Here is a 9,241-nt window from a genome sequence, read left to right as displayed (position 1 = left end):
CATATGAGGAGATTGCGTGGCTAACTAATTCCGAGTTAAAGCATTATGAAGGGTTACATTGTCCTGGAGATCAGACGATGTTTGCTGATCAATGTCTGAGAACGAAAATTTCAAAAGGTCGCATTCTAGATTATGCCTCACTGCCTGCATGGGTGCCTGAAAACCTTAGAAGGATTATTAGAAAGGCATGCCATACCAATCCAGAAAATAGGTTTTCTACAGCATCAGAGTTTCGCTTGAAACTACATGACACTCGTCGAAATGTGTCTGATTGGAAGGTTGTTGATGCTATCCCAACGTGCAATGTTGGTGGGCGAAGTTTTAGATTAATAACTAGCCCTGGAGGTTCAATTGTGGAGAAGCGAGTAGGAGGGGGGTGGAGGCGTGCTAATAATTTCGTTGGGAAGAGTGATCAGGAGTTGTGTCGTGCTATTGACGCTAGCCAAGGTTGATACAAGGTCTATAAACAACTGGGGAAGTTAAAGTATTTGTTAAAGTCTTTATTTTGTGTATTTGCTGAGCGTCTAAGTTGTCGATGATCTGTGGTTATTTTTGAAAAAAAGCTCTTCACTTGTGTTAAGTGAGGGGGGTAGTGATGGTCAGTCAGAAGTCATTGATCAAGTTTTTCAAATTATCCTTTTTTTCTAATTTTTTTGACTAAATGAAATTTATGGCTTGACTCAAGATCTCGAGAAAAATGAGGGAAAATTTATTATTGGATTAAGTTGGCAAATAAATCCGTCCCCATTAAGTCCAAATGATATCGCTAAGGACGATGACGACGAATATAGTGATGACTATATGAGTCCAGAATGGGATGAGGAAATGTGACGGGGGGTAGAATTTCGTGAGGATTATTGTTGCTTTGTTATGAAGGCGGTTATCCGTGTGGTGGTTTGTTGTTTTTTTGCTCAAATAGAATGTTTAGCTTTATTAAGTCGAAAATATTTCCAATCATTGTGAGTCCATTAATTGCTCCCATGAACATTATAAAGGCAGAAGCAATCAAAAAATTATGGTCTGCGATAAACTTTGATAAAATTGAAAAAATTACTGCTAATAGCTCAACTAGTACTACGTATCCAAATGCTTGTAGAAATGTGTTTAAGGCTCCTCGTGAAGAAAGCCAGTTGTAAAAAGCTGAATCTGTTTTTGAGAAAATTGTCCAGATTAACGCTAAGGCACCAGCAAGGAGAATTGAGAAGATATATGCGGCCGCATCACTGGCAATAACGGATACGAACTTTGCAGTTTCAGCAAAACCATAGGTCGCACAGGTGAGAGTCGTAAGTATGGCGGATAAAATTATTTCACTTAAATACGCCCAGGCAATTTTAGCTTTTGTTTTCATGGCTATCTATCTCTGGGTGAATGCGGTCAATTTCTGCAAATACAGATTTTATCGCTTGTTTAGCTTCTTTTGTTTTTAGATTTGAGCTTAGTCCTCTGATAAAGTCTCTGAGTGCTTTGATATTTCCGCGAACCGCGTCGGTTCCGGAGTTTGCTTCTTCGTAATCTTCTCCCTTGAAACCGGCAATATATACATCTCCTACTTTATATCCTTGCTCCGCTAAAACTGCTGAGGCATATGGTCGAGCATCAGTAGCTTGCGACATTCCATTAGGGTTCTTCATGTCTTGTGTTATTTCTCTAAGGTTGCTCTTTACAAGATCGTCATAGAGGTCGCGAGTATATCTGTTCAGTTCTGGGTTGGGGATTCGTAAGGTTAATCTCATCCTTGTTACTTTGTCGAAAGATAAAAATAGACCGACTATTCCATTTTTCTCAGGAATTGGCTCGAGAGAGATGTAAGACATTTTTCCAATATTTAGCGAGGAGGTATTAAGTATTTTTTCAATGAAATCCTTCCACGCTGTTTGGCTCAAATCTCCTGTGTGTTCTACCGCTACTAAATGTCGGCTCAAGTCTACTAAAACCACAGCAGCGCTTGCGAGTGGTGGGTAGGAGGATGATGTGCCAGAAGAAATCCCGTCATCAGTGACGATTAGGCCATCTTTTTCGAGAAGGCTTCGTGCAAGAACAAGATGAATTAGTTCCCTGCCGTCGCCTAGCTCAGTTAGGTCCAAGTACTCCCGAAGGCTCCACTTAAAAACAGCACTTCTTGTTTCTTGGGTTTGATCCATCTCACTTGAGGTACTAAGTTTTAGTACTTTAATTAGATCTGCATCCCCGCGTAGTCTTTGATCAACTCCTACAGAGAACATGTCCTCTGCATCTACTATGTTTATTCTGAATAAACTAAAGGTGAATTTCCGGCTCATTACATTCCCTGTTATGTTGGTCTACGGTATTTTTGCTCAATCATGATGATATCACGGCGTCATCATGGGGTGTCGAGCGTGCGACTGACACATCCCAGCAGAAACTTAGATGTATCAGGCTCAAGTAGGGACCTGCCACTCACTGAATTTCTTTCAAATAATCCTTAAGTGCGATAAGCGGTGCATCGAACTGGTCCGTCGTCAACGCATCCCTGAGCCCACCCGCCAACCTTTGTAGTTCGCGGCCCAACGGCTTATCCACACCCCCAATAGCCTCCAACGCCAACCCCACACACTCATCCACCTTCACCTGAATCGCCTCAACATCCCCCCGCCGCACCAGCAACTCAAACACATCCCGCTGGTAGTCACCCATGACCAGATCGTCACGCAAAATCGGGCTTGAACCTTCCGATTCATAAGCCAGCTTGAGGGAGAAGAGGGCGACGGTTTCCAGGTGCAATTCCATGGGGGGAATCCTTGTGAAATGTTCCGCGGGGGTGAAGGGTAGAAGAGAAGCAAGATCAAAAGATCGCAGCCTTCGGCAGCTCCTACAGGTCGGCGCGTTGTCAGCAAAGCGTTAGCGGGGTGTCAGTGGGGGCTTTTTTGCGGGCGAAAAAAAAGGCCTTGCAAAGCAAGACCTTTCTTAATTTTGGTGCCCCGAGGGAGACTCGAACTCCCACTCCTTTCGAAAACGGATTTTGAATCCGCCGCGTCTACCAATTCCGCCATCAGGGCTCAATGGCGGCGAAGTATAGAGATGAGATAACCGCTGGTCAATCAGGTACATGGAGAATTTTTGATATTTCCGCTAGACTTCCCGGCCCTGCTAGACGACACCCCATCATGCGCGTTGCTGACTTTACCTTCGAGCTCCCTGATTCGCTGATCGCCCGCCATCCGCTGGCCGAGCGGCGCAATAGTCGCCTGTTGACCCTGGATGGGGTCAGCGGCGCCCTGGCACACCGTCAATTCACTGATTTGCTGGAGCATTTGCGCCCCGGCGATTTGATGGTGTTCAACAATACCCGGGTGATTCCGGCGCGGCTGTTTGGCCAGAAGGCTTCCGGCGGCAAGCTGGAAATCCTGGTGGAGCGGGTGCTCGACAGTCATCGCGTGCTGGCCCATGTGCGTTCCAGCAAGTCGCCCAAGCCAGGGTCGAAGATCCTCATCGACGGCGGTGGCGAGGCCGAGATGCTGGCGCGGCACGATGCGTTGTTCGAGCTTAAGTTCGCCGAGGAGGTGTTGCCGCTGCTCGACCGCGTCGGGCACATGCCGTTGCCTCCTTATATAGACCGTCCGGATGAGGGCGCCGACCGCGAGCGTTACCAGACCGTCTACGCCGAGCGTTTGGGCGCGGTGGCGGCGCCGACGGCGGGGCTGCATTTCGATCAGGTGTTGATGGAGGCGATTGCCGCCAAGGGCGTCGAGACCGCGTTCGTGACCTTGCACGTCGGCGCTGGCACTTTCCAGCCGGTGCGCGTGGAGAAGATCGAAGACCACCACATGCACAGCGAGTGGCTGGAAGTCGGCCAGGATGTGGTCGATGCCGTTGCCGCCTGTCGCGCTCGCGGTGGTCGGGTGGTGGCCGTGGGGACCACCAGCGTGCGTTCCCTGGAAAGCGCCGCCCGCGATGGCGTGCTCAAGCCGTTCAGTGGAGACACCGACATTTTCATCTACCCGGGCCGACCGTTTCATGTGGTTGATGCCCTGGTCACTAACTTCCATTTGCCCGAATCCACGCTGTTGATGCTGGTTTCGGCGTTCGCCGGTTATCCCGAGACCATGGCCGCCTATAAAGCCGCCGTCGACAACGGATACCGCTTTTTCAGCTACGGTGATGCGATGTTTATCACCCGTAACCCCGCACCACGTGGCCCTGAGGAAACAGAATGAGTCGTACCAGTCGCATGTCCTTTGAGCTCCTTGCCACCGACGGCAAGGCTCGTCGCGGTCGTTTGACCTTCCCGCGCGGTACCGTCGAGACCCCGGCTTTCATGCCGGTGGGCACCTACGGCACGGTCAAGGGCATGCTGCCACGGGATATCGAGGCGACTGGCGCTGAAATCATTCTGGGCAACACTTTCCACCTGTGGCTGCGCCCGGGCACGGAAGTGATCAAGAAGCACGGCGACCTGCACGATTTCATGCAATGGAAAGGCCCGATCCTGACCGACTCCGGCGGTTTTCAGGTGTTCAGCCTGGGCGCCATGCGCAAGATCAAGGAGGAGGGCGTGACCTTCGCTTCCCCGGTCGACGGCGCCAAGGTGTTCATGGGCCCGGAAGAGTCGATGCAGGTCCAGCGTGACCTGGGTTCCGACATCGTGATGATTTTCGACGAATGCACGCCGTACCCGGCTGACGAAGACGTCGCCCGCGTATCCATGGAATTGTCCCTGCGTTGGGCCAAGCGTTCGAAAGAAGCCCATGGCGACAACACGGCGGCGCTGTTCGGTATCGTTCAGGGCGGCATGCACCAGGACCTGCGCATGCGCTCCCTGGAAGGCCTCGACAAGATCGGCTTCGACGGCCTGGCCATCGGCGGCCTGTCGGTGGGCGAGCCGAAGCATGAAATGATCAAGGTGCTGGATTACCTGCCGGGCATGATGCCGGCTGACAAACCTCGTTACCTTATGGGCGTTGGCAAACCGGAAGACTTGGTTGAGGGTGTGCGCCGCGGTGTGGACATGTTCGATTGCGTGATGCCAACCCGTAATGCCCGCAACGGGCATCTGTTCATTGATACCGGCGTGCTGAAGATCCGTAACGCGTTCCATCGCCATGATGATTCGCCGCTCGATCCGACCTGCGATTGCTATACCTGCCAGAACTTCTCCCGCGCTTATCTGCATCACCTGGACAAGTGCGGCGAAATGCTGGGAAGCATGCTCAATACCATCCATAACTTGCGCCATTATCAAGTGCTTATGGCTGGTTTGCGCGAGGCTATTCAACAGGGTACATTGGCCGCCTTTGTCGATGCCTTCTACGCCAAACGCGGGCTTCCCGTGCCGCCTTTGGACTGAGTTTTCTGACCCCAAGATTCAACATTTGCAACTGGAGTGCTAAATGAGCTTTTTTATCTCTAATGCCATGGCTGACGCCGCTGCACCTGCTGCGGGCCCAATGGGTGGCGGTTTCGAGTGGATTTTCCTGGTCGGTTTCCTGGTCATCTTCTACCTGATGATCTGGCGTCCACAGGCCAAGCGCGCCAAAGAGCAGAAGAACCTGCTGAGCAGCCTGCAGAAAGGCGACGAAGTTGTGACCACCGGCGGCATCGCCGGCAAGATCACTAAAGTGGCCGACGATTTCGTCGTTCTGGAAGTTTCCGACACTGTCGAAATGAAGTTCCAGAAAGGCGCCATTGCCGCCACGCTGCCAAAAGGCACGCTCAAAGCGATCTAAGTTTCAACTTCATCTTCAATCGACGGGGCGCGCAAGGCGCCCCGCGTCATAAACGGGCGGCGTGATGCTGAACAAATATCCTCTGTGGAAATACATTCTGATCCTGGCGGTGCTGGCGGTCGGTCTGATTTATTCCGCTCCCAATCTTTATCCTGATGACCCGGCCATTCAGGTCAGCGGTGCCAGCACGGCGCTGCAGGTCAATCAGGCTGATCTGGACCGTGTGAGCGCTGCGCTCAAGGAATCCGGGATCAACGTCAAGGCTGCCACCCTGGCTGCCGGCGGCAAGGGCGGGCTGATTCGCCTGACCAAGGCTGAAGACCAGCTGCCGGCCAAGGACGTCGTACGCAAGGCATTGGGTGATGACTACGTCGTCGCGCTGAACCTGGCACAAACCACCCCGCAATGGCTGCGCAACCTCGCTGCGCACCCGATGAAGCTGGGTCTGGACTTGTCCGGTGGTGTGCACTTCCTGCTGGAAGTGGACATGGAAAAAGCCCTCGACGCACGCCTGAAAGTCTACGAAGGCGACGTCAAGAGCCTGCTGCGTAAAGAGAAGCTGCGCTATCGCAGCCTGCCGCAACTGGGCGGTGCCATCCAGCTGGGCTTCGCTGATGAAGACAGCCGCGAACAGGCTCGTTCGATCATCCGCAAGAACTTCAACGATTTCGACATTGTTCCGGCCGACCTCAATGGTCAACCGGTGCTGCGTCTGGCGATGACCCCGGCCAAGCTGGCGGAAATCCGTGAATACTCCATCAAGCAGAACTTGACCACGGTACGTAACCGCGTCAACGAGCTGGGTGTTGCCGAACCGATCGTTCAGCGCCAGGGCGCCAACCGCATTGTGGTTGAGCTGCCAGGCGTGCAGGACACCGCCGAAGCCAAGCGTATCCTCGGCAAGACGGCCAACCTGGAGTTCCGTCTGGCTGCCGAGCCGGGTGCTTCGAAAGCCACTTCCGAGGAATTCGAGTTCCGTGAGGGCAAGCGTCCTCCTGCGCTGATCGAACGTGGCCTGATCATCACCGGTGACCAGGTGACTGACGCCAAGGCTGGCTTCGGCGAGCACGGCACGCCGGAAGTGAACATTCGTCTGGACGGTCACGGCGGCGAGTTGATGAACCGTGCGACCCGTTCGAACGTGGGTCGCAGCATGGCGGTGATCTTCATCGAGCAGCGTCCGATCACCACTTACACCAAGCAGATGGTCAACGGCGTCGAGAAAGACGTGCCGGTTCAGACCTTCAAGGAAGAGAAGAAGATCATCAGCCTGGCGACCATCCAGTCGCCGCTGGGTGCGCAGTTCCGCATTACCGGCCTGAACGGCCAGGGCGAATCGTCCGAACTGGCGCTGCTGCTGCGTGCCGGTGGTCTGGCTGCACCGATGTACTTCGCTGAAGAGCGCACCATCGGCCCAAGCCTGGGTGCCGACAACATCACCAAGGGTATCGATGCATCGCTGTGGGGCATGCTGTTCGTCTCGCTGTTCATCATGGCCATCTACCGCTTCTTCGGCCTGATCGCCACCGTCGCTCTGGCGGTGAACATGGTGATGCTGCTGGCCCTGATGTCGCTGCTGGGTGCAACGCTGACCCTGCCGGGTATCGCCGGTATCGTGTTGACCATGGGTATGGCGGTCGACGCCAACGTACTGATCTTCTCGCGGATCCGTGAAGAGATCGCCGCCGGCATGACCGTGCAGCGCGCAATCAATGAAGGCTTCGGCCGGGCATTCACCGCGATTCTCGACGCCAACCTGACCACCTTGCTGGTCGGCGGCATCCTCTTTGCGATGGGCACCGGCCCGGTCAAGGGCTTCGCAGTGACTATGTCCCTCGGGATCTTTACCTCGATGTTCACGGCCATCATGGTGACCCGCGCGATGGTCAACCTGATCTTCGGCGGTCGTGACTTCAAGAAGTTGTGGATTTAAGGGGCTGCCATGTTACGTACAATCAACTTCATGGGCGTTCGCAACTTTGCGTTCGGCGTCACATTGTTCCTTACCGCACTGGCAATATTCAGTGTCTTCCATAAGGGCATGAACTGGGGTCTGGACTTCACCGGCGGTACGCTCATCGAGCTGACCTACGAGCGTCCGGCCGATGTCACCAAGGTGCGTGAGCAACTGGTGACCGCGGGTTATCACGAAGCCATCGTGCAGAACTTCGGTGCAACTACCGACCTGCTGGTGCGCATGCCTGGCGAAGACCCGCAACTGGGGCACCAGGTAGCCGAAGCCTTGCAGAAGGTGGGCGGCGAGAACCCGGCGACGGTCAAGCGTGTCGAGTTCGTCGGCCCGCAGGTGGGTGAAGAGCTGCGCGACCAGGGCGGCCTCGGCATGCTGATGGCGCTGGGCGGTATCCTGATCTACCTGGCTTTCCGCTTTCAGTGGAAGTTTGCGGTCGGCGCGATCGTGTCCCTGATCCACGACGTTATCGTGACTGTCGGTATCCTGTCGTTCTTCCAGATCACCTTCGACCTGACGGTGCTGGCAGCGGTACTGGCGATCATCGGTTACTCGCTCAACGACACCATCGTGGTATTCGACCGGGTTCGCGAGAACTTCCGTGTACTGCGCAAGGCCAGCCTGATCGAGAACATCAACATCTCGACCACGCAAACCCTGCTGCGGACCATGGCGACTTCGATCTCCACCTTGTTGGCGATCGCGGCCCTGCTGTTCTTCGGCGGCGACAACCTGTTCGGTTTCTCCATCGCCCTGTTCATCGGTGTTCTGGCGGGTACTTACTCGTCGATCTACATCGCGAACGTGGTGCTGATCTGGCTGAACCTGAGCACCGAGGATCTGATTCCTCCGGCCAATACCGAGAAGGAAGTCGACGACCGTCCTTGAGGGAGCAATCCTTAAGCGGTGTCATCCAAAAAGGCGCGAGTTGAACTCGCGCCTTTTTTTGTGCTCCAAGGCAGGGAGAAGCGCGGACACGTTCCGCATGTGATGGTCCAGGAGGTTCATGTGAACAAGTCGATGCTGGTTGGTGCTGTACTGGGTGCTGTCGGTGTAACTGCCGGGGGTGCTGTGGCCACCTACAGCCTGGTTAAAAGCGGCCCAGAGTACGCACAAGTACTCGCCGTTGAGCCGGTCAAGACACAAATCAAGACTCCACGTGAAGTATGCAAGGATGTAACGGTCACCCGGCAGGCGCCGGTGAAAGATCAACATCAGATCGCCGGTACGGTGGTCGGTGCATTGGCAGGTGGTCTGCTGGGTAACCAGATTGGTGGCGGTACCGGCAAGAAGATCGCCACGGTCGCGGGCGCTGTCGGTGGTGGTTACGCCGGCAACAAGGTGCAGGAAGGCATGCAAGAGCGTGATACCTACACCACCACCCAGACCCGCTGTAACACGGTTAACGACATCAGTGACAAGGTTGTAGGTTACGACGTGCGGTATTCGCTGGACGGCAAGGAAGGCAAAGTGCGCATGGATCGTGATCCAGGCAACCAGATTCCGGTGGATAAGGAAGGCAAGCTGATCTTGTCGGAGAATCAGGCGGCCCAGTGATCTGCTGATGTTGGATAAAAAAGAAGCA

10 protein-coding genes and 1 tRNA gene are annotated in these 9,241 nt (G+C 54.2%); 7 read left to right on the top strand and 4 right to left on the bottom strand.

Going from position 1 to position 9,241, the window contains the following annotated elements; translation table 11 throughout:
• Positions 1-452, top strand: a 452-nt coding sequence (locus tag AC1DRN_RS20755; protein ID WP_477786789.1) for a hypothetical protein, incomplete at its 5' end; no start/stop codon positions are given.
• Between the two features lie 428 nt (positions 453-880).
• Here AC1DRN_RS20755 and AC1DRN_RS20750 read toward each other — a convergent pair.
• The 4 genes from AC1DRN_RS20750 to AC1DRN_RS20735 all read right to left on the bottom strand — a co-directional run bounded on the left by AC1DRN_RS20750 (position 881) and on the right by AC1DRN_RS20735 (position 3,020).
• A complete protein-coding gene (locus tag AC1DRN_RS20750) occupies positions 881-1,351 on the bottom strand; it encodes a hypothetical protein (protein ID WP_223460226.1) in 471 nt (156 codons plus the stop codon).
• Positions 1,335-2,282, bottom strand: coding sequence for a DUF4747 family protein (locus AC1DRN_RS20745; protein WP_223460229.1), 948 nt, complete (start codon positions 2,280-2,282; stop codon positions 1,335-1,337). Before AC1DRN_RS20745 ends, AC1DRN_RS20750 begins: the two co-directional genes overlap by 17 nt.
• Positions 2,283-2,421: 139 nt before the next feature.
• Positions 2,422-2,751 carry a hypothetical protein gene (locus tag AC1DRN_RS20740; RefSeq protein ID WP_223460232.1) on the bottom strand — a complete coding sequence of 110 codons (330 nt, stop codon included), beginning with the start codon at positions 2,749-2,751 and terminating at the stop codon, positions 2,422-2,424.
• Positions 2,752-2,935: 184 nt separating this feature from the next.
• A tRNA-Leu gene (locus AC1DRN_RS20735) sits at positions 2,936-3,020 on the bottom strand.
• A 108-nt stretch (positions 3,021-3,128) separates the two neighbouring features.
• Here AC1DRN_RS20735 and queA point away from each other — a divergent pair.
• The 6 genes from queA to AC1DRN_RS20705 all read left to right on the top strand — a co-directional run bounded on the left by queA (position 3,129) and on the right by AC1DRN_RS20705 (position 9,213).
• Positions 3,129-4,178: a tRNA preQ1(34) S-adenosylmethionine ribosyltransferase-isomerase QueA gene (gene queA / locus AC1DRN_RS20730; protein ID WP_108216506.1), complete on the top strand. Its 1,050-nt coding sequence runs from the start codon at positions 3,129-3,131 to the stop codon at positions 4,176-4,178.
• A gap of 14 nt (positions 4,179-4,192) precedes the next feature.
• Entirely contained in the window at positions 4,193-5,308 is a 1,116-nt protein-coding gene (gene tgt, locus AC1DRN_RS20725; RefSeq protein ID WP_177413271.1) for a tRNA guanosine(34) transglycosylase Tgt, read from the top strand.
• Between the two features lie 43 nt (positions 5,309-5,351).
• Complete coding sequence (yajC, locus tag AC1DRN_RS20720) at positions 5,352-5,687, top strand: preprotein translocase subunit YajC (protein ID WP_007982729.1); 336 nt, start codon at positions 5,352-5,354, stop codon at positions 5,685-5,687.
• 64 nt (positions 5,688-5,751) lie between these two features.
• Positions 5,752-7,620, top strand: coding sequence for a protein translocase subunit SecD (secD, locus tag AC1DRN_RS20715; RefSeq protein WP_108216508.1), 1,869 nt, complete (start codon positions 5,752-5,754; stop codon positions 7,618-7,620).
• 9 nt (positions 7,621-7,629) lie between these two features.
• Positions 7,630-8,544: a protein translocase subunit SecF gene (gene secF / locus AC1DRN_RS20710; protein WP_108216509.1), complete on the top strand. Its 915-nt coding sequence runs from the start codon at positions 7,630-7,632 to the stop codon at positions 8,542-8,544.
• A 120-nt stretch (positions 8,545-8,664) separates the two neighbouring features.
• Positions 8,665-9,213: a glycine zipper 2TM domain-containing protein gene (locus tag AC1DRN_RS20705; protein WP_223460234.1), complete on the top strand. Its 549-nt coding sequence runs from the start codon at positions 8,665-8,667 to the stop codon at positions 9,211-9,213.
• The last annotated feature ends 28 nt before the right edge of the window (positions 9,214-9,241 follow it).

Source organism: Pseudomonas sp. P5_B3, assembly GCF_056400405.1.
Note: the sequence above shows the minus strand (reverse complement) of the source record. Positions and strands in the feature narration are given on the sequence as shown.